General features: G+C 62.5%; 18 protein-coding genes. 16 read left to right on the top strand and 2 right to left on the bottom strand.

Features of this window, described 5'->3' with window-relative positions; translation table 11 throughout:
- Window positions 1-170 precede the first annotated feature (170 nt).
- The 13 genes from F561_RS0103725 to F561_RS0103665 all read left to right on the top strand — a co-directional run bounded on the left by F561_RS0103725 (window position 171) and on the right by F561_RS0103665 (window position 13,524).
- Window positions 171-1,235, top strand: coding sequence for a hypothetical protein (locus tag F561_RS0103725; RefSeq protein ID WP_157451532.1), 1,065 nt, complete (start codon window positions 171-173; stop codon window positions 1,233-1,235).
- Window positions 1,236-1,273: 38 nt separating this feature from the next.
- Window positions 1,274-2,353 carry a hypothetical protein gene (locus tag F561_RS0103720; protein ID WP_157451531.1) on the top strand — a complete coding sequence of 360 codons (1,080 nt, stop codon included), beginning with the start codon at window positions 1,274-1,276 and terminating at the stop codon, window positions 2,351-2,353.
- Window positions 2,350-3,195, top strand: coding sequence for a hypothetical protein (locus tag F561_RS0103715; protein WP_019008600.1), 846 nt, complete (start codon window positions 2,350-2,352; stop codon window positions 3,193-3,195). The genes F561_RS0103720 and F561_RS0103715 overlap by 4 nt, the downstream gene beginning before the upstream one ends.
- Window positions 3,192-3,662, top strand: a complete 471-nt coding sequence (locus tag F561_RS0103710; RefSeq protein WP_019008599.1) for a hypothetical protein — start codon at window positions 3,192-3,194, stop codon at window positions 3,660-3,662. Before F561_RS0103715 ends, F561_RS0103710 begins: the two co-directional genes overlap by 4 nt.
- Window positions 3,643-4,857, top strand: coding sequence for a bifunctional DNA primase/polymerase (locus F561_RS0103705; protein ID WP_019008598.1), 1,215 nt, complete (start codon window positions 3,643-3,645; stop codon window positions 4,855-4,857). The genes F561_RS0103710 and F561_RS0103705 overlap by 20 nt, the downstream gene beginning before the upstream one ends.
- Window positions 4,858-5,046: 189 nt before the next feature.
- Window positions 5,047-5,202: a hypothetical protein gene (locus F561_RS28605; protein WP_019008597.1), complete on the top strand. Its 156-nt coding sequence runs from the start codon at window positions 5,047-5,049 to the stop codon at window positions 5,200-5,202.
- A 178-nt stretch (window positions 5,203-5,380) separates the two neighbouring features.
- Complete coding sequence (locus F561_RS0103695) at window positions 5,381-6,277, top strand: single-stranded DNA-binding protein (protein ID WP_026298577.1); 897 nt, start codon at window positions 5,381-5,383, stop codon at window positions 6,275-6,277.
- Window positions 6,278-6,605: 328 nt separating this feature from the next.
- The gene (locus F561_RS0103690) at window positions 6,606-7,100 is read left to right on the top strand and encodes a hypothetical protein (RefSeq protein WP_019008595.1); all 495 of its coding nucleotides are present in this window, start codon (window positions 6,606-6,608) and stop codon (window positions 7,098-7,100) included.
- A gap of 127 nt (window positions 7,101-7,227) precedes the next feature.
- Window positions 7,228-9,294, top strand: a complete 2,067-nt coding sequence (locus tag F561_RS0103685) for a hypothetical protein (protein ID WP_019008594.1) — start codon at window positions 7,228-7,230, stop codon at window positions 9,292-9,294.
- A gap of 95 nt (window positions 9,295-9,389) precedes the next feature.
- Window positions 9,390-10,937 carry a GreA/GreB family elongation factor gene (locus F561_RS27040; RefSeq protein WP_019008593.1) on the top strand — a complete coding sequence of 516 codons (1,548 nt, stop codon included), beginning with the start codon at window positions 9,390-9,392 and terminating at the stop codon, window positions 10,935-10,937.
- 228 nt (window positions 10,938-11,165) lie between these two features.
- The gene (locus F561_RS27035; protein ID WP_157451530.1) at window positions 11,166-11,828 is read left to right on the top strand and encodes a hypothetical protein; all 663 of its coding nucleotides are present in this window, start codon (window positions 11,166-11,168) and stop codon (window positions 11,826-11,828) included.
- Window positions 11,829-11,884: 56 nt separating this feature from the next.
- A complete protein-coding gene (locus F561_RS0103670) occupies window positions 11,885-12,961 on the top strand; it encodes a hypothetical protein (RefSeq protein ID WP_157451529.1) in 1,077 nt (358 codons plus the stop codon).
- 53 nt (window positions 12,962-13,014) lie between these two features.
- A complete protein-coding gene (locus F561_RS0103665) occupies window positions 13,015-13,524 on the top strand; it encodes a hypothetical protein (protein WP_019008590.1) in 510 nt (169 codons plus the stop codon).
- On the opposite strand, the gene F561_RS0103660 is transcribed toward F561_RS0103665, so the two are convergent.
- Both F561_RS0103660 and F561_RS0103655 read right to left on the bottom strand, forming a co-directional pair.
- A complete protein-coding gene (locus F561_RS0103660) occupies window positions 13,502-14,029 on the bottom strand; it encodes a hypothetical protein (RefSeq protein ID WP_019008589.1) in 528 nt (175 codons plus the stop codon). The two genes, F561_RS0103665 and F561_RS0103660, sit on opposite strands and share 23 nt — an antisense overlap.
- Window positions 14,010-15,944: a hypothetical protein gene (locus F561_RS0103655; RefSeq protein WP_026298575.1), complete on the bottom strand. Its 1,935-nt coding sequence runs from the start codon at window positions 15,942-15,944 to the stop codon at window positions 14,010-14,012. The genes F561_RS0103660 and F561_RS0103655 overlap by 20 nt, the downstream gene beginning before the upstream one ends.
- A 224-nt stretch (window positions 15,945-16,168) precedes the next feature.
- On the opposite strand from F561_RS0103655, the gene F561_RS0103650 reads away from it, so the two are divergent.
- From F561_RS0103650 to F561_RS0103640, 3 genes are read left to right on the top strand one after another with little or no spacing between them, the layout of a single operon-like run.
- Window positions 16,169-16,579: a hypothetical protein gene (locus F561_RS0103650; RefSeq protein WP_019008588.1), complete on the top strand. Its 411-nt coding sequence runs from the start codon at window positions 16,169-16,171 to the stop codon at window positions 16,577-16,579.
- A gap of 1 nt (window position 16,580) precedes the next feature.
- On the top strand, window positions 16,581-16,901 hold the full coding sequence (locus F561_RS0103645; protein ID WP_019008587.1) for a hypothetical protein: 321 nt from the start codon (window positions 16,581-16,583) through the stop codon (window positions 16,899-16,901).
- A gap of 3 nt (window positions 16,902-16,904) precedes the next feature.
- The gene (locus F561_RS0103640; RefSeq protein ID WP_019008586.1) at window positions 16,905-19,490 is read left to right on the top strand and encodes a TraG/VirB4 family ATPase; all 2,586 of its coding nucleotides are present in this window, start codon (window positions 16,905-16,907) and stop codon (window positions 19,488-19,490) included.
- Window positions 19,491-19,509 lie beyond the last annotated feature (19 nt).

Genomic DNA, 19,509 nt, shown 5'->3' with positions numbered 1-19,509 from the left:
TTTCATCTATAAAGCATTTTGGCACTTGAGCCGTATTTAGGGTGTGATTGAACGGGCAGTTTTATGAGAAAAATTCTCATAAAACCAGAAAACATCGACTGAGATGGCGCATAGAACACTAATGAGAGTTTCCAGCAGCGTTGTAAGAATTGATGGGGCAGATTTCCCGCATGTCTGCCACGCACGCTTTTCTCCTTGCCGCTCCACCCCAATGCTGGACGACCCGGGATCTGCATCAGGCCATGCGAGGGAAAACCTTGCTGCCTGTGAGCCGGGTACGAACCGGAACAGAACTGCGTGAACTCGCGGCCTCTCAAGCGGTGGTTCAACCAGTGCGGCATTACTACTGCCTGGCCGCCCAGCAAGACGAGGCTCGCGAAGCTCACATTCGTCTCCTGGTGGATTACCTCGCCAACCACGGGGCGGCGTACCGGCAGACCGTCATTCGAGACTTAGGCGTCTCCGCTTCGTTCTTGAGCTGGCTGTTGCGGGGAGTGGGCAACCGTGTTCACGTGCTGCGCCGGGACGGACGAGAAGTCTTGGAGCTGGGTCAAGGAGCGCAGACCGTCATGTTCGCACCTCATACCTTGGAGATCGTGCGGGAACGTCTACGCTATGAAGCCACGAAAGCGATCATCCGCAAGCGAGAACTCGGCCTTCAGGAACTGACGGTCGGACTCAACCGAACCATCAAGATTTCAAAAGAAGCGGTGCATCAGTATGTCCAGCATCTCGAAACGTTAGGTGAGGTCGCGCTGCGAACCGTGAAAACGGAAATGGCCTCGATTTGCTTCGTGGCGTCTCTACCTGCCTTGTTGTTCCCCGCACCCGTGGTGGCCCCGGTCGTGGCCCTGCCTGCGGTGGTTGGCCTGCCACTCGTTACCCCGCTGCCCGCCCGCCCTGCACCGACCCGTCACCAGCAGGTGCTCCTGACCGCCGCGCTCGGTCGTCCCAAGCGCACCTTGCCCCTGGGCGTGAGCGCGCCCGTCGTCACGCCGTTGTTCCCGGAGGCCCACGGCACGCCCATGATGGCCGCCGCTCCGGTGCTGTCTGCTGCAGGTGTTGAGCGTCCCGTTAATGGCTCGGGTGCGATGACGCCACTGGTCTCCGTGCCTGTGTGGGAGGTGAGGACGTCTCCCTGTGTAGTCGCGTTTTTTGAGCTTGAGCGGCCGCAGGCAAGGGGCACACCTGGTCTGCACCCGCGTCACCCCCAGCCCATTCACGATGCGGCGTAATCCCCGGCCGTCTCCTGGCCTGGGCAAAGGAGACCCATATGACTCATCCCGCACGCCCTGTTGTGGTGGCCACAGCATCTGTTGCCAACCCGACTCCTGGAGTTGTCGCTCCAACTGACCGGACACCAGCTCCAGTGGCCCCGATCCCGGTGATGCCTGTCGCTCCAGTGGCCTCACCTCTTCCTGAGGTCAGTCCAGCTGCACCCAAGGCCGCGGTACTTCCCGTACCCGAAGCCCCGCCCGCGCCAGCTCTCAGTGAGGCCAAGTCCCCAACTCCTCGAGAACGCGACCGTTCCCGCCGCACCACAGTGGATGACATCTACGTCACCCGTTCTGCCGGGCAGTACAGCATCATCCGCGTCGTTCGCCTTGGCAAAGACGGCACCCTGGTCGGCACGTATCACACCCGGGATCTCCCTACAGGCGACCACTGGGCCGCTGAAGCCATCCTCACCGCTGTGCTGCCCACCCGTACCGGCTCCATGGTGCGCCTGCACACGAATGACAAGGACATCATGGCCGCCATGCGTCTGTTCCGTGAGCGCACCAAGACGCATCCCAGCCTGACGGAACTCTCCCGTCATCTCAACCAAATGGACAAACTGCTCGTCATCGCCCGCCCGGAACGGGAACTGCCCATCTGGCGCTCCATGCTTGACCTGATGCAGCGCGGCGAAATGCCGGAACCCACCCCGCTCGTGACGTACGTCCTGCATACGGCAGCCTTTACGGATTACGAGAACGTCTACTACGGCGTGGTAATCATCGGGCAAGGGCAAGTCGTGGTGCACAGTGGCCGGGAAGCCGGGGATGACCTGGTGACGACCGAGTTGAATATGGTGACTTGGGCGTTGGAGTTCGCTCAGGGCGGTGGGCGCATTGACGTGCATCATTCTAGTGACGGGGCCCTGCGCATCTGGGAGCAACGAGACGTGCTGGTGCAGGCCAAAGGCGAGCAGGATCCCTTGGCATCAACGGGTGAGCGCTTACGGACGCTGTTACGTACGGCGATCCGTTTGAGTACGATCATTCAGCCGGCCAAGCGGCCGCATCCGGTGTACAACAAGTTCGCGCGAGCGGCGGCTGGGTTCGCGTTTGCCGAAGCAGACGTGTTGTGAACGTGGAGGCCGTGCGGCAGACGGGCCTTGTCCCGGAGGCCATCCTGCACCGGGTCGAGCACGGCCTGCAAGAAGGCGGCAGTGTGCTCACTCAACTGGCCCGGCAACCGGAATTGGATCTGCCTGCACTCTGGCAGGCCCTGGCGTCCCGTGCCGAACGCCATTTCATTCCGACTCCAGCGGCGGCCGGGCCAATTGATGCACGCCTGTTCGGGCAAGACATCGCAGTGGATTACCTGATCTTGCCGCGTGTGCGCGTATTCAACACGATCCGGGTGATCTCGCCCAATCCTCTGCGGCGAGTGCGGGAGCTGGATGAAGTGCGGGCGGTGTGTGCGGCCTGGGTGCCCAGCCGTCAGGTGACGTTCCAGATTGACATCACGACGCCTGCGGTGTTTCGGGAGTTGTTCGCGCTCACGTACCCAGCTGCGCCGAGTCACTACCGTTCTTCAGAGGATGCCGCTGCACTTGCCGCCCTCATTCCCCGACTGGCGTGGGGCATTGACCAGCGCCCGACCCCGGAAGAACTGACCCAAGCCATCGCCGCCTTCGCAGGACTGCCGTATGTGGACACCACCCTCTCCCCGCCTGACCGCAGATTGTGGCATGAGTTACCTGCCGGGCCACTCTTGCAGCGCCGCCTGGTGCCGTACGTGCGGCAGGCAGACGGGCGACTCGGTGTCCTGGGCGCTGTAGAGCGCAGTGAGGATGTCGCGGCCGTGCAGGTGAATGTGACGCGGTTGATGGAGACCCTACAAGTACCGCTGGTACTGGCACTCACCAGTCGCCGGGCGCTGAACATCTTACTGAGTACGTATCAACAGGAGGCCGAAACCGCATGAAGAACCGATTCTTATTGAGCGAAGTATTGACTGAAATGCCCGCATGTACGCATGGGACGCTGATTGCCGTGGTGCGCGATGCCGTGAACCGTCAAGAACTCAAAGCCGTTCCGTTCGGCGTGATGCCGGGCGGGCAGGGTGTTGAACTGGTGATTCAGGGGACGGAGGAAGCCAAGGCATGGGTCAAGGCCCTGCAAGAGGGTTTGAAGAGCATGTTGCGGGCGGACTGGAGTAAGAAAGGGCTGGGCGCTGCGCCATTCGATCCGGGGTTCGTGACGGATGAGTTGCTGGATGCCATGCTCGCAGCCAGTGAGAAGCCTGCGCCGTCCGCTCAAACGGGAGGGCAGAAGAAGAAAGAGAAAGGAACGAACGAGAAAGCCAGTTCGGGCAAAGACCAGACCGTACCGTCCGGGCCTGCGGTGTCCCCGCCGCTCACGAACCAATCCCATGAATCCCCTGCTGCGTGAAGCCCTGGCTGCCCTGGAGCGTGGCTGGAGTGTCCTCCCCATTCATGCGGCAGGGGCGGCCCTCAAGCAACCGCACGCGGGCCTGCTGATTGCGGCGGGCTACCGGGAGTGGGTTGAGGACGCTTCCCGTTTCCGGGCGGTCTGGAAGCCACTCCAACAGCAGGCTCCTTCCATCGAAGTCGTCGAGCACTGGTTCAAGGATCCCACTGGGCTGGGCTTGGCCTTGGTCACGGGGCGGGTGAGTGGCCGCGTGATCATTGACTTCGATGATGAACCCGGACGTGCACTTGCCCATGACCTCGGGATTCGTCCGCATGTGCGTACCGGGAGCGGGTATCACTGGCATGTGCAGGCCCCTGCTCACTTCGTGCCGAATCTCGTGGGGAAGAACACGACTCGGCCGGGCGTGCCGCAATGTGTGGACGTGCGCGGGGATGGGGGAAATGCTGTCCTGCCGCCGACTGTGGTGCCGAAAGGGCCGTACACCTACTTACGGGATCCAGATGACCTTGCGCCGCTGAGTGAGGTGCCCGTGGCGCTGCGCGAGGCCTTGGGACTGGAAGCCCCTTTACAGCCGCCCACGCCCACCTATCAGGGGCCGTTGCCGAGTGGGGAAGATCGTGTCCCCGCAGACGTGATCCTGACCTGGGCGCTGTCACAGGTCAGCACGGGCGGACGCAATGACACGGGGTACAAGCTCGCATGGGTTCTGTGCAACAACGGCTACCGGGACGATGAAGTGCTGGCGGTTGGAATGCGGTATGTCGCAGGCGTCCCACAACCCAGCGGCCAGCCGTACACCGCGTCCGAGTTTCAGGCCAGCGCGAGAAGTGCGCGGAACGCCCCGCGTGGTGCCCCTTGGGAGAATCGTCGTGTCTCCACGCCGGGGCAGGCCCAAGACGAACAGCGTCCTGTCTCCCGGGTGCCCGTCACCGCTGAACATGCCCTGCAAGACATCTGGGCCAGTCTGGATGAGGCCGGGAAAATACGTGCGGCCTACCTGTGTGCCTGGCAGTTCGCTCAACGCCGTGACACCCTCGCGAACGCCCTGACCTTCCTGCGCCTGCTCGGTCATGCCAGCGTCAGAGAAGCCCGGCGTGCGTTTGAGGAGCACGAGCGCGGCCAGACCCCAGACGGCACCCTGCCCGCCTTCCTGCAAGGACGTGGCGTCACATACCTGAAACGGGGGGCTTGACGATGACATGGGCACAGGCTCACAATCAGGGCACTTTCCCTTCCCCCTTTGTGGGGCCTTCTGTCTTGGAGCACGACCTCACCCGCAAGGGTCGGGTCGTGCTGTTCATTTCCCTTGGGCCGCGCAGTGTGGCCCGGACGCGTTCCAAAGCGTCCGGGTCCCCCCGAACGCCGCTGCAAGGAGATTCCCATGAAAAGCTACGCGATGGTCTACGTCACCGACGCTTCCCGCAAGTACGTCACCCATTATCTGGGCGAAGGCAGCAGTCCCGGCAACCTGGCCCTGATGGCCCGCACCCGGCACCCGCACTGCCTGATCTCGTTTGGGCCGTTTACCGAGCAGTAGTTCTCCCCTCCTGTGGGCCGTGTTGGTGCGGCCCGGATGCTTGATCCAAAGCGTCCGGGCTTCCGCCTGCACGCACCCAGCGGTTTGTCGCCGTTCTCGTTCCTTCGCCCGCACTCTGGGCGTCTGCCCGAGATTGCTTCCCCCGCGCTCACCCTGTGAGACAACAAGGAGATCTACCATGGCTCAAGGTATGAACCACACTTACCTGATCGGCGCTCTCGCTCGTGACCCCGAACTCCGTTACACCCCCACCGGTGTCGCGGTATTTGAGGCCGTTGTTGCTGGCGAAGATCACCTGATCGGCACCGATGGCAAAGAACGCCGTCTCCCCTGGTACCACCGCGTCACCATCCTCGGCAAACCCGCGGAATGGCAGGCGGAACGTAACCTGAAGGGCGGAGACGCCGTGATGGTCGAAGGCAGCCTGGATTACAGCCAGTGGGAAGCCCCCGAAGGTGGCAAACGCAGTGCCGTGAAGGTCAAGGCGCTGCGCATGGAACAACTCGGGTACAACCCAGAACTTGTGCAGGATGCAGGCGGCGGGGTTCGGATGCAAGGCGGCATGAACACCGTCATGCTGATCGGCAATGTCGTCCGTGATGCTGAACTGCGTTACACCCCTGCAGGTGATGCGATCTTGACGCTGGGTCTGGCCGTGAATGAGCGCTGGACAGATCGTCAAGGGCAAAAGCAGGAGAAAACCCATTGGATCGATGTGACCCTTTGGCGTGAGGTGGCTGAAGCGATGAAGGATCTCCGCAAGGGTGATCCCGTACTTGTGCAGGGCCGCTTGGTGAATGAATCCTGGCAGGACAAGGAAGGCCAGAAACGCAACTCGACGAAAGTTGAAGCGTTCCGGGTTGAAGCCTTGGCTCGTGGGAGTGCAGATGTTGCTCCGGCGACCCGTGCTGCTCCGGCCCGTCCTGCACCTGCAACGCCTCAACGTGAACCGGTCGCTGCGAGTGCTTCTAGCACGCGTCGTGCCCCCGCTCGTCCTGCCCCAACACCTCGTGGTGGTCTGGACATTGATCAAGGCTTTGACGCCTTTCCCCCGGAAGAAGACCTGCCTTTTTAAGCCTCTGGGCTGAAGCGCGGTTGTTCTCTTTCCCTCTCCCACCCCGTTTGGATGGAAGTGCGTGCACTTCTCTGAGTGGTGTGGCCGCCCTGCGCGGATAAACCCCTGATTGACCTTGTGTCTCAGGGGTTTCTTTTTGGTACACTTCACCCATCTTTCTTCTCCTCGTTCGCGAGGAGCTTTATGTTCTGGAGTACGACCCCCGGTGGCAACGCCGGGGGTCGGCGTGTGTTTTCGTCTGGAGGCCAGTATTCGTACTGGCCTCCCAGCCTGTATGACTGCTGCCTCCCTTGGATCATCCCGGATGCCCGGGCCCTAGGAGCGCATCATGATTCTATTCATCACCCGTCTCGGCCTGTCTGTCACCGCTTTCGCCACCTTCGCGACCACATGGGCCGCCTGGAATACTCCTGCGGGTGTTGCAGCGCTGGTCATGGTGTTCTCAGCGCTGAGTGTGCTGATGGTCGGGGCCGCCATGACGGACACCCATCAAGAGCGCCTGGACACCCTGCTGGAAGGGATTACCCCTCAGTCTGGAGTGGCCCAGGTCGATCTTCACTTCGCGGGCTTACCCGCCATGACGCTCTCTGTTCCGGAGCTGCACACGTTCGCCCAGTACGCCCGCACCCATACCTCCCTGACCCTGCTCAACCCCGCCATGACCGCCATTCCGGTGTCGAGTGTGGATGGGCGAGTGCGGTTCAGTGTGCTGGCCTTCGGTGAAGTGCTCGTGCTGAACTTTCGACTGGAAGGCACCTCGGTGCGCTTCCGCATTTTGATGTCCCTGAGTTCGGTCGATCGTCTGCTGGACGCCTTGACTTAACTTCATCCACTGCCCGCTGTGGGGTCATCTGACCCCGTCGCCTTCTTTCTGGTCGGAACCCCTCTCGTGTGGTTCCGACTGGAACTGTGCGATCTGGGTCTCCGGCTTCCCTCCAGGAGCTGTGATTATGCGTAAAGCCGCCCCCACCGAACACTTCGTACTCGCCCGCAATCACGTTGTCGAGGCTGTGCAGTTGCCAATCCCCACGAACGCCTTCGAGGACGCTGTCAAAAGCGCCCGGAATGCGTACGTGCGCCTGACCGACGCTGAAACGATGGCGTGCCATCAGGACGCCAGGGAAGGCACCCCTCGGCAACAAAAACGCGCCCGAGAACTCCTCGTTCGCAATGCGATGCCGCTCCTGTTGATCTCCGCGCGTGATTTCGCGTGGCGGTTCGGGGGTTGGCTGGAAGCGTTGGACGCTGCCCTACACTTGCTCAATCTGGCTCTCCCCCGCACGGAACTGTTGGAGAATGGCCGGATCAAGCGCAGTGGCTGGAATCCCCACCTGAACGGTGCACGCTGGCTGTTCTGGGTGGAGAAGACGCTCGCGGCGGAACTGCCGAAAATGGCGGAACGGCTGGTGGACGACAAACGGGCTTCTGGTGCGCCTGCGGCGATTGCGGCAGGTCGTTCGCGGTTGCTTACGACGTACGGGAATGATCTTGGTTTGCATGACGAGTTTCAAAGCGCTATGTCCGACTGGGCCTGCTCTCGCTTCACGACCGTGCTGCCGAAAGGCCGCAAGAATGTGACGCCGAAACGGGGTCACGGGCGGTATACGGTGCGCTTCGTGCAGGCCAGTGGGCCCGGGTTCTTTCGGGATCTTACGTCTGCATTCGCTTTGAAGACGGCGTATTTCACGTTACGCACGAACATCACCGCGTCCCTGGTGGCGCGGGCCGTGCGGACAAATGCGCGGGTGACTTTAGCGAAGCCTGGCTTAGCAGAGCGCACCCGGCAGCAGGCCTTCGCCCTCAGCGAAGTCACCGCCCTGTGGGTGGAACGCAACAGCAAAAGCCTGAGACTTGATGCCCTGGTGGGTGAGGATCAGAACGAGCGGTTGCAGGACATCATCGCCGCACCAGAGCCGACGCAGGCTCCTGTGTTTCAGGCCCCCCTGCATCAGGCTGACCGCGCACGCGCCTTGAGTGCGTACCGGCGGTATGGTGCCGTGTATGGCCCGATCTTGCTGGCCCTGCCTGTTCGTCAGTTGTTGCCCGTGTACCGGCAACGCGTGCGGGACGCGCAGGTGCGAGCGTACTTCCGCGCCCGGTGTGCCCAGTGGGGTGTGCCGGCCACGCAGGACGTGATCGCGTGCGCACGCACAGCTGCTCACCTCAGTGGAGTTTCACTGAGTGCCAGCGCTGCGGAGTTGCGTACCGCACTTGCTCCTGTGCAAGCTGCCTTGAGTGGGGGCCTGCACGAGAACCGCGTGTCTGTATTAGGGAGTGCCTTGGCGAACGCCTTACAAGGTCAAGCCCTTGCCCCCCGCATTACAGACAGTGAAGGTATCCGGGTTGCCCGTGAGTTACGTCAGGCGTACCCCAGCATCGCCCCCCGCATCAGTCTGGTCACCGCAATTCTGCTTGGTCGCAAGTTGGACAAGACCGGCAAAGCAGACCAGACATTCATTGCGGCGTGCGTGCAAGCGGACGTGCGCGTAAAACTGGCCGATCAAGCCTTCGCACTGCTGAGAGACGTGCCCGTGACGACCCGGAAGGGCCAGCGCGTGCGTGTTGCAGGCGGCTCGAAGTACGTACGGCCGGATCAGTTGACGTTGGAACGCCACGCGGTCAGTGCAGGCAGTCGGGCCGATGCGGCACGGCAGACCTTCCTGACGTTGCAGGCCAAACTGCACGTTGACTCCAGTCCAGCTCAGCTTCAACAGGTGGCTTTGGCAGAGCGAGTCAGTGACACCCTCACTGCAGCAGCCGAACAACTTGAAGAAGCTGCCACGCGCTTGACCTTCGGCCCCGCGCTGGAAGCCTTGCTCGCGGTGGACTCCGTACTGGACGACCATCTCGCCTTGCAGGATCCAGGGGCATGGTGGGCGGCGGCGTGGTGGGCCAAGCCCCTGCGCAACAGCGTTCAAGTGCACAAGGCACAGATTTATGGCGCGTGGGCTCCCGTAGCCCGCTGCGTGCTCCGCACCGCCGTCAAGGGTCTCCCTGACATGGCTGTACCTTTCTAATTCAAGATTCCTGACCGCCCGGTTCCCGTTCTTCGTCCTCACCAGTGTTCTGGCGGGGGCCGAGTTCGGGCCCCCGCTCCCTCAGGAGTTTTCCCATGACCTATCTCACCGCTCGTTTGACCCGTGGCAATCCTTCGACCCCGCACGCCGGCCTGAAACACCTCAAAGCCTTCGTGCAGGACTTGAAGAGCACCCAGACCCTCCAGATTCTCTCGACGCCCATCTGGATGAACGGCACCCTGAATCTCGGGGTGTTGGCACGTCAGATCCCGTCAGGGAATCACTTGCACCAGGACGTCCGGGCCTTGCTGAACAAGCAAGTGCCGGGTGTATTGGAGCAACTCGCCGATAAGCAAGGCCAAGCCGCCAGCAGGGCGACCCGCACCTCGGGTTCAGCTCCACTCGCCGGCTTGATGCCCAAGGCGCTCAACTCGCATGAACAGGCGGTTCGCACGGCGGTCTATGACCTTGTGAAAGCTGAACTGGTCGGACGCAAGCAAGCGGCTACGCTACGGGACGGTTTCAACGTGGCTGGGTTTACCAGTGACCGCATGAAACTGCACCGTTCGGATTTCATTGATCCCCTGACGGTCGTGACCGGACAGGGCGAAGATATTGACCTGCGCAGTGAGCAGGCCTTACGCAATCTCGTGCAGACACCGTTCGAGTTGACGCGCCTCCTTGATGATGGGGACGTGCGGAGCCGAGCGGAGGACAAGGCTGAGGAAGCCAAGTTGTACTCCCACAACGCGTACAGCGTGCTTTCAAATGCTTTGTGTGACGAGATCATGGAAGTCGAGGGCCTGCATATTCCGTCTGACGCGAATGTGCAGACCGTGCGAACTTTGATCGAGGGCATCAGCACCCCAGAGTTGTATGCACGAGTGTTGACGGCGCTCGAGCGTGAGGACGCGATTGACGACAGTCAGCGGACGTACCTGGTGGGCGGTTTACCAGCGTTTCGGACGAAGAAGTCGACCCCAGCCGCACCCTGGCGTCCGTACACCCCAACCGTTGAGCGGACACCCGTTGACCGGAGAGATGACGTCCAACCTGAGCGTCCGCGTTCAGCAGCCGTCATTCAGCCCGGTATTCCCATGCGCGCGCGAACCTTTGCACGTCTTCAGCAGCAACTCCGAGTGCTGATAGACGTCAAGCGCGAGGAGATCCAGAACTACATGACTTCAGCCTTGTCGGATGGAGATCTGAGCGAGAGCGCCGCCTATGACGAAGCTCGTAGCCTCATGGCCGCGAACGAACGCGCGATTGCCCAACTGGAATTTCAGTTGGATCACGCGCAGATCACCGAGGACGCCCCCGCCATTGATGCCCTGTTTATCGTGGAAGTCAACGGGCAGCGGCGCACCTTGAAACTGGTGGACTCTGAACCTGCTTTAGGTCAAGTCAGTACGCAAACCCCGTTCGGGCAAGCGCTGTCGACAGCCAAGCGAGGCGACGTGCTCACCGTGGTTCAGGAACGTGTGTCCCTGAGCCGCATTTTCACACCGATTATTGCGGGGATGAGCGCTTATGACGCACCCTTCAGTGATCGTCCCACGCGGCATCTCGTTCCGTTGGAGATCCGCACCCCTGTGTCTCTTGCCCTCACCGTTCGGGTGTTGGCCATCTGGATGCCCAGATAACCTGTCCCACCCCGTTTGGATGGAAGTGTCCCTGCTTCTCTGAACTGTGTGGCCGCCGTGCGCGGATGAACCCCTGATTGACCTTGTGTCTCAGGGGTTTCTTTTTGGGCTGTGGAGAAGGACGCCGTCCTGATTCTTTCTAGAGATTGACTTCTGTCTAGACAGCCTTGGTATCCGTCTTGACACCCGCGCGGCCCGCGTCACCCCCAGCCCCCTCACCATGCCGATATGCGAAGACATGCAAGTGCCATGATCGCGACCGCCCTGTTTCTGAGCAGCTGCGGCACCGGATCCTTCAGCAACCCGTTCGTCCAGTCCCTGGGCGTCACCCTCACTCCGAGCACGCTCACCCTCACCCCTGGCACCACCGCCCGCGCCGGGGTGACCGCCCTGATTTCCAGCACGGGCGAAGCCGCCACCGGCCTGACGATCAAGGCCGCCGAGGTGCCTACTGGCCTGACCGTTTCGGGCAGCACGGGCGCGGTCACCGTCAGTGCCGCTCCAGACGTCTCTCCTGGGGTATACAGCATTCCCTTGACGGTCACCGCACCCGGGGCCAGTGGAACGGCCCAACTCGCGGTGACGGTGCCCACCCCCACCACTCCGGGCTTCACGGTCACGCTGGATCCCGATCCGGTGGACGTCGTGCAGGGTACGGGGATGCATGTGGCTCTACGGGTCACGCCAGACGCCGGCTTTACCTCTCCAGTGCTCGTGACCGGGGTGAAAGGCAATCTGACGACCACCATTGATCCGGATGGGGGTGGGCTGACCGTCCAAGCCGCTCCTACGGCCGTTCCGGGCACCTACGTTCTGACGGTGACCACACAAGGCGGCACGGTTACACGCACTTCGTCTCTCACAGTTACCGTTACGGAGGCCACGCAATGAAACACTTCACGCACACCCTGCTCCTTGGTTTGACTCTGACGGCGTCCGCTTTTTCGATGTCTCATGCTGCCCCCCTCGCACCAGCTGCTCCTGCAACCACGCCGTATATGGGTGGGAATATCACGCGCGAGTACCGAGCTGAAGACCTGAAAACCTCGTACGGCATTCTGAATGTCGGCATGGGCGAGATCTGGGTGCTGAACTTGCCGGACACTGTGGTGGACGTCATCACGAGTAAGGATGGGGTCTTGCAGTTCAAGCAGACAGGATCACGAGTGATTGTGGGGGCGTTGGCTTCGAGTGGGTCATATCCAGTGTTGGTGATGACGCAGGACAGCGTGTTTTTCTTTCAGGCGCGGTTGAATCCCAGCCGTGGGGGTGGCGTGCGGAACATTGTGGTGCGAGCAGACCAGGCACCGGATGACGAGCAGGTGTTGCCGGGCTTTCCGAGTGCGCCGGCCACGCCTATGGGCGCAGTGACCCCGAAACCAGCGCCGCAGCCAGTCAGTCCGTCTGGAAGTGGCCGGGCACCGTTCAGTCTGCCTGTGAGCGCACTGGCGGCAGTCACGACCCCAGCCTTGAGTTTGCCCGCCCCCCTGCCGGTTCCCGTCAGTGTGACGCCCGCACCCGTGGTCAGTGCCCCGGTCGTTCGCCCGCCCGCCCCTGTCGCCACTCCAGCGGTGCTTCCACCTGCACCTGTCGTGACCCCAGCAGTGCTTCCTCCCGCTCCAGTGGTTCTTGCTCCTGCACCCGTCCTGACGCCTCCCCCAACCGCCGACCCCGCAGCCACGTCCTCGCTCACCGCCGTCCAAGCTCGCTTCACTGCGGCCATCGACGGCACCGATACCGTTCTGAACTGGCGTGTGCGCAACGATACCGAAGGCGATCTCCTCCTGAACGAACGCGCCTTACGGGTCTCTGGCGTGAATGGCCCCGCGATCTACCAGGCCACGCGGGCGAGTGTGCGGGTGGCCCCGGGCAAGACGGAGTACGGCACGGTTGTCGTGAAAGGCATGCTTGATCCGGTACTGAATGTGCAGTGGGCGGCCGCGCGGTTCGGCCTGGGGCAATCCGTGACCTTGACGCAGCGCGTGTCTGTTGGCGGCGCTGGCGCGTGGCTCGCTCCTCGCTAAATCACCCTGCACCTGAGCGCCGCACGCTCCTCCAGGGGCGTGCGGCGGCTTATGTGCAGGCCTTGATTCGCACGGGCGCTCAACGCCAGTCTCATGCCGAAGCCTATTTCGGGGTTGCTCGTTTCCAGGAGCTTCAGGCCGAGCAGGTGCTCAAGATTGTGTATGGCACCCTGGGCGCACTGGTGTTACCTACTCGCCTCGCCTACCAACGCCTCGGCATCTCCGGCCGCCCGGTATCCGCCTTGACCGCCACAGAACAAGTGGCCCTGAAAGAAGCCGTGACCCTCGCCTTAACTCGTGGGTACACGGTGGTCAGTGTGGGCGCCCGGGTGGTGCGGCTTCAGGATGCCCAGGCCCGGCAGCATGTCATGCAGGTGCGCGTGGCCGCTGGGGTGACCCCACCCCATACGGTGGCCAGCCTGATTCGGCAGTACTCCCCAAGTCTGCGGGCAGGCAAAGGCCGCTTGATCCTGGTCACGCTGCATCCCGAACGCTACGTGACCCAGGCCAAACGGCAGCCGCTCTTAGAGGTCTGGACACTCACCAATACTGCACGGTCATGACGTGCAGGCCGGGATGCCGGTCGGTGAGGTGACTGGCGCGCGCGGCACTCGCCACGCCCCAGATCACACCGGCATACTCCTGCTCGAAGGCCCTCAACTTGCGCCGGACGGCTGCCCGTCCATACCCAGCGTCGAACTCCACGGCCCAGCGGTCGTCGTCTTGCGTGAAGACCGCGTCTGGACGGGTGTCCCTGCCCCCGGGATCTGCCTGCCAGCCGTCTGTGGGCTGTGTCAGGGCGTGCCGGATCGCGGCAGTTCCGGCGAGGTGCGCGAGCCGAACCGGTGAGGTCTGCAAGATGTCTGATCGCAGGGCGCGGAAGGTGACGTCATGCGAGCGACTGCTGGACGTGAGCGGGGCGACGGTCAGTTTCAGGCTGGGAAAGACCTGGCCGTGGAGACCCAACCGATCCAATTGCGCATCCGTGAGGACGTGATCCACGGCCAAGAGGCGTCGGACAGCGGCCTGCACGACCATCGGACTGCGGTTACTGCTGGGCTGCGGCATCTGTGACATCCACGCGCACGTTGAGTTTCTCCCCGACACTGAGTTGCCCGAGCGGGGTCACACTGACTTTTGAATCGGGAATGGTGAAGGCCCCTGCCAGTGCCCCGCCCAGAGCGAGCCAGAAGTTTTGCGGGCGCTGCTGTTGTACGACCAATCCTGTATTCGTAATGGTGGTTGAAGATGCCGCTTGACTTTGCGCGAACGACTGCACGCCCCCAAGCAAGGCTTGCATGGCCGCTTGTGCCGCGTTCGGGGCGACCGACTTCACGCGGCCTCCGACGCCTGGCCCGTCTTGACCTTCGGCGTACGCATTCAGAGTGAATTGATTCGCGCCGACCATGACCCGGTCAAATTTCAGGGTGATGCGTCCGGAGCGTTCCTCCAGTGTGGCGACTCCTCTCCAGGCGGCCCCGTCCTCGCTCCGAGCCCAGACAGGGTGAGATGCGCCAGGGTAGACAGCGACAGCGGTTTCTAGAGTGACGGGCACCCGCATCCCTGGAGTGAATGGTGCACGGGCGGCCGCACTGATAGACGTGAAGCTTTCAGTGGGGTTGGAGGCGACGGGCGCGGCGGTCACCGGAGGTGCAGGAGGCGTGAGTGGTTGCTCTCCCGCTGTACTGCTGAATCCGGCTGACCCCGTTGGGGTGGTCGCAGGTGCGGACGTGCTGGACACCAGGCCTTTCGCCGCAGGAGCTGCTGGGGGTGACGCATTCGGAGTGGTGCTGACCACGCCTGCCGGAGGTGCATTCGTGGGGGTGGGCGCACTCGCGATCAGAGATGTACTGGGGCGAGTGACGGGGGTGCTTCCAGCAGTGGAAGTCAAGCCCGGGGTGACCGTTGGGGTGGTCTGCGCTGGAGTGGGAGTCGCGGAAGTGATGGCTGTCCGGGGCGTTGGGGTGGTCTGGGCCGGAGTTGCGGAGGTGATGGCGGTTCGGGGTGTTGGGGTGGTCGATTCACTCGCTGGGCTGATTCCGGAGGCCAGGGCGCGTCGGGGTGGTGTGGCCGAATCTGCGTTGGCAGCAGGGATTCCGGTGGTGAAGGCTTTGCGCGGGGTTGGGGTGGTGCGGGCGGGCGTTGGGGTGGTTGCCATCGGTGGCGTGAGAATGACTGGTGAGGGTGTGGGGGTGGCGGGCAGAGGGGTGAGCGGACGAGGGCTGACGGGTGCGGGGGTGGCGGCCTCTGGTACGGGTCGAATGGGCACGGGTTGAGACGCCGCTGGGGGTGACGCGGGGCGGGGTGAGCTGGGCGGCGAGGTCGGCTGAGGCATGATGAAACTCTCCTCCTGACTCGGGGTGGTGACCAACGTTTGATCGCTGCCAGACGGTACGGGCGTCGGGGTGGCCTCCTGAATTTGCACGGGTGCGGCGTCTGGGCTAGGGGTGACGCTCGCTTGATCACTCAGGGGTGTGGTGGGGGTGACCGCGTCGCCTTGGCTCGTGGGCAGCGCGCCTGGGGTCTCAGCGCTCTCAGCGGTTGGGGTGGTGTTCGCCGGGACAGCAGCCGTGTCTGTTGGAGTGGTCTGGGGGGTGGCCGTCTCCGGCGCTGGTTCACCTGGCAGGAGGGCGACGATCCCGATGGCTCCCAACATCACTGCGCCAGCGATCAGTGCCAGGGTCAAGGGGCGCACTCGGGCTTTGCCGCGCGCACTCGTGCCTTTGGTTTTCTTCAGGGCCGCCTGCACGTTCGTGCCGACATTGCCTTTCTTGGCGTTGCCTTCGAACAAGGCCCGGGCATCCTCGGTGTCCTCATCCAGAATGGCGGCCTGCAAGCGGTTGGCGAGCACAGGGTTCTGTGCATTGACGCGGGCGATAAAGGCGGGAAAATCGGGGTCTTCAGGCTGGACGAGGGTGAGTTCGGGATCAAGGGCGTTGAGTTCGGTGAGCAACTGTTCTTCGGCATCAGGGAGATACGGCATGTCTCTAGGGTGAGGGGGATCGGGGTGACGCGGCACAACACCGATCCGGGGATGGCCTCACTTCGGGGAGTGAATAGGGCTGTCTTCACGCTCTGTCTCACCTGAGTTCCTGTGAACACGACAGAGGACTTGAGGGGGTGCAGGCGTGGAGGCGTCGTGCCGATGGGGGGGGTTGACACTCGGTCACCCCGATCCCCCTCACCGTACAGGTGGAGGCAATAGACATGAATCACACCGTATCCCCGTCCACCCCCATCCTCACTCCGTCCGCTGCGCTGTTCACCCGGATTTTCACTTCGTTTTCCGGCTTGACCCTGCACGTCATGCAGCGCTTGTGCTTGCGCTTCACCCTGCTGCTCCTTGTCCTTGACCGCTTCTCCGTGAGCACCGCCCAGAACGCCGCGGCGTTCAAGAACGACCTGGACAAACCCGCCACCGTCTTGTGCGGGTACATGAACGTCCTGCCGCAAAGCAAGTGGATGGTCTTGATTGCTCTCGGCATGGCTATGCTCGGCGTGCTGTTGCTCGCCACTGGTCAACGCGGCGCGATGGTCTGGCTGGGCCGCGCCATCGTGATCGTGGCACTGGTGCCCGCCATCTTGGGCATCCTGAAGGGCCTGGGCATCGCCTGCTGATATGGACACCCCCTTTCCGCAATACAAGAAGGGGGTGCCCCGCTTCGGGCTCGATGACTTCAAGGACGTCATGCTCGCCATGCTCATGGCGGCCATTCCGTACTTCATCCTCGACCTGATGCTGGGGGACTGGAACTTCAAAGCCCTGATCACGTTCCCCGCTGCCTTCGGCATGTTCCGGTACGTGGCTGTGCCCCTGTTACGTCACCTCGGCCAGCGCCTGCCACCGAACTTCATGGCGTTGTGGTTTCGCCACCTCCGGTTTCAGGGCGGCTTGCTGCCCCGTCCAGACACGGATCCTCTCCCCTTTCGGGTGCGGTGAGTCATGGCCTACCGTGATGTCAGTAATGCCGTCAAAGTCTTACGGCAGGCTGGGAATCTCCCGGCCGAGCTTGCCTACCTCGGTCTGACCGACGGGGTGGTGTTCACGCGCGAGAACACCATGACCTTCGGGGTGAACTTGCAACTGGTCAGTGCGGCCCGCGCCACTCCGGATGTGCGGATCGAAACCCGTGACCGGATGGCATCGATCGCGCAGAGCATCCTGCCGGTGGGAACGACCGTCAAGTTCTATCTCGAGACCCGGCCCGCGACTCAAGCGAGTCTGGAACACTTTGCGCCTCTCCGGAAGGAGGGCAGCCCTCTGGAACGGATCTTGCAGGCCAATCATGCGGTGTACGAGCGGATGCGGGCGACCAAGTGGATCTCAGAAACGCACGCATACATGACGTTCACCCTGCAACTGAAAGGGCGTCCGAAGCACACGACCTTCCTGAATGGAGCGGAACGCCCGTATGTCGATGCGGCGCTGGCCTTACGGGGCCGTCTGGTGCGGCAACTCGCGGTGGGGGGCCTACACGCCCGGCCCATGACCTTGGAGGATGTCTGGGCACGGATTTATGATTACTTCAACCCGAGTACGGTGAGCAGCGCCAAACCACCGTACCAAGCGGAGTTTGACCAGCGGGACTTCGCGGGGGTGCAGCACGGGCGACTGTTCGGACGCAAGCCCGGCGTCAAGACCTTGCAAGTGGCCTCCATGCGGGCGCAAGCGGCCCGGTCAGCGATTGACTTGGATCATGACGGCTGCTTCATGCTGGGTGGACACCGAGTAGGGATCGTGAGTTTTCTACGCCCGCGCGGTTCCAGTCGGCCTGGCGACGCGGAAGGCATCATTACGTCCCTCGGCGGCACGCACAGCACGTTTATGACCGAGTTTCTGGTGGTGGACGCACCAAAAACCCGTGCAGAGCTGAACGAATCTCTGGACAAACAGGAAACGGCGGCAGGAGATCCCAGTATGAAAGCGGGCCGGGAGATCTACGGGCGCTTAGCCGAAGGCAATGCAGTCTTGCAACAAGTGGAGTTGGGCAACACCCTGACCGAAATGAGCCTGCATGCGGCGATTTTCGCGCGAACGCAGGAAGAACTTGATGAGCGGGTGGAACGCACCCTGTCTGCTTTCAGTGCCGTGGGGGGCTGTATGCCCGTAGTGGCAAATGCCGAGGCGATCAGTCTGTTTCTGGAGAATGCGCCATTTCATGGCAAACGCAGTTCGTACCAGACGGCTGCGTATGTCCTGAATGCCGCGGATTGTATGCCACAAGTTGGAGCGTGGCCGGGGCGCGGCCCATCTGTATTGACGCTTCGCGCGCGGAACGGGAACCTGATCGGCCTCTCCCCCGTCGGCCTGCAGAACGCGGGCATTGTGGTGACCGGGAAATCCGGGGGCGGCAAAAGTGTCGCCATGAACTTGCTCGCTTCCGGCCTAGTGCATGCGTACGACGCCAGCCTGACCGTGGTGGATCCCAAGGATGATTACCGGCCTTCTTTTCAAGCCTTGGGAGCGGGCCGGTCGATCATCAGTATCTCGCCCGGGGCGACGCTACCGAACGGGGAGCGTGTGGTGATCAATCCGTTTGATCTGCCCACGGGGATGCACAGTCCTGGGCCGGAGAAATTGGACTACCTGATGGAGTTCTTCCGGGCCCTGCGGGTGCATGACGGCAGTGGGTTGCGCCGCAGCATCCTCACGGACGCGCTCCGGGTGTTCTACATGCGGGCGTCCGACGTGCAGGAAACACCAGACGGCCCGGTGTACTTGTACCGGAACACGGGTGTCCTAAGTGATTTTGTGCAGGTCGTTCGGACGCTGAACACGATTGGGGGTGAGCCCGTGCAGGGCAACGTGCGGTATGCGTCTGAACTCCGGGATGTCGCACAGGAGTTGCAGGCCTTCACTGGCCGCACCCACTTGGGCCTGCTCTTGGATGGGCTGACCACCGTGGACGTGCAGGCTCGGCACCTCTACCTGAACATTCGCGGAATGATGGGCAGTGAGCAGACCAAGCAGCTCGGCGTGCTCCTCGTGCAGGAACTCGTCTGGAACCGCCTCCTGACCCTACCTGGCAAGAAGGTCGTCGTGATGGAGGAAGCGGGCGTGGCCAAAGACCTGCCAGGCATCGTGACCCTCACTGACCGCATCTTCAAACTGACGCGTTCCTTCGGGGTGATTCCGATCCTGGTCACGCAGGAAGTCGGCGATACCGTGCCGTATAAAGGGGTCATCAACAACGCGACGACCCGCATTCTGTTCCCAAGTGCGCCCGGGGAACGTGTGGCTGTGGCGGAAATCTACAACCTGAACCCGGCAATGCAGGCCTTGCACGCAAGTTTAGGCGGTGAGGATGGACGTTACCGAGAGCTGCTCGTATTGCAAGACAGCACGAGCGGGGTGATGGACGGCGACGTCGGGCAGTTGTGGTTATCCAGGGAAGCGTACTGGATGACGACGAGCGTCAAGGAAGAAGTCGAGCAGCGGACGGCATTGGCCGCTGAGCAGTTCGGGGGGGATCAAGCGCTAGCGGCGTTGCATCTCGCTCAGTTGGAGCAGCGTCCAGTCACAGCGTAGGGAGGGGAGCGCCCCGTCC

This window comes from Deinococcus aquatilis DSM 23025 (assembly GCF_000378445.1).
Lineage (GTDB): Bacteria > Deinococcota > Deinococci > Deinococcales > Deinococcaceae > Deinococcus > Deinococcus aquatilis.
The sequence above is the reverse complement of the archived record's forward strand: the minus strand, read 5'-3'. Positions and strand labels throughout refer to the sequence as shown.

Bases quoted from the DNA above. Each gene is read 5' to 3' on its own strand.
- F561_RS0103725 (WP_157451532.1), top strand. From the start codon at position 171: ATGTCTGCCACGCACGCTTTTCTCCTTGCCGCTCCACCCCAATGCTGG.
- F561_RS0103720 (WP_157451531.1), top strand. From the start codon at position 1,274: ATGACTCATCCCGCACGCCCTGTTGTGGTGGCCACAGCATCTGTTGCC.
- F561_RS0103710 (WP_019008599.1), top strand. From the start codon at position 3,192: ATGAAGAACCGATTCTTATTGAGCGAAGTATTGACTGAAATGCCCGCA.
- F561_RS0103705 (WP_019008598.1), top strand. From the start codon at position 3,643: ATGAATCCCCTGCTGCGTGAAGCCCTGGCTGCCCTGGAGCGTGGCTGG.
- F561_RS28605 (WP_019008597.1), top strand. From the start codon at position 5,047: ATGAAAAGCTACGCGATGGTCTACGTCACCGACGCTTCCCGCAAGTAC.
- F561_RS0103695 (WP_026298577.1), top strand. From the start codon at position 5,381: ATGGCTCAAGGTATGAACCACACTTACCTGATCGGCGCTCTCGCTCGT.
- F561_RS0103690 (WP_019008595.1), top strand. From the start codon at position 6,606: ATGATTCTATTCATCACCCGTCTCGGCCTGTCTGTCACCGCTTTCGCC.
- F561_RS0103685 (WP_019008594.1), top strand. From the start codon at position 7,228: ATGCGTAAAGCCGCCCCCACCGAACACTTCGTACTCGCCCGCAATCAC.
- F561_RS27040 (WP_019008593.1), top strand. From the start codon at position 9,390: ATGACCTATCTCACCGCTCGTTTGACCCGTGGCAATCCTTCGACCCCG.
- F561_RS27035 (WP_157451530.1), top strand. From the start codon at position 11,166: ATGCGAAGACATGCAAGTGCCATGATCGCGACCGCCCTGTTTCTGAGC.
- F561_RS0103670 (WP_157451529.1), top strand. From the start codon at position 11,885: ATGTCTCATGCTGCCCCCCTCGCACCAGCTGCTCCTGCAACCACGCCG.
- F561_RS0103660 (WP_019008589.1), bottom strand. From the start codon at position 14,029: ATGCCGCAGCCCAGCAGTAACCGCAGTCCGATGGTCGTGCAGGCCGCT.
- F561_RS0103655 (WP_026298575.1), bottom strand. From the start codon at position 15,944: ATGCCGTATCTCCCTGATGCCGAAGAACAGTTGCTCACCGAACTCAAC.
- F561_RS0103650 (WP_019008588.1), top strand. From the start codon at position 16,169: ATGAATCACACCGTATCCCCGTCCACCCCCATCCTCACTCCGTCCGCT.
- F561_RS0103645 (WP_019008587.1), top strand. From the start codon at position 16,581: ATGGACACCCCCTTTCCGCAATACAAGAAGGGGGTGCCCCGCTTCGGG.
- F561_RS0103640 (WP_019008586.1), top strand. From the start codon at position 16,905: ATGGCCTACCGTGATGTCAGTAATGCCGTCAAAGTCTTACGGCAGGCT.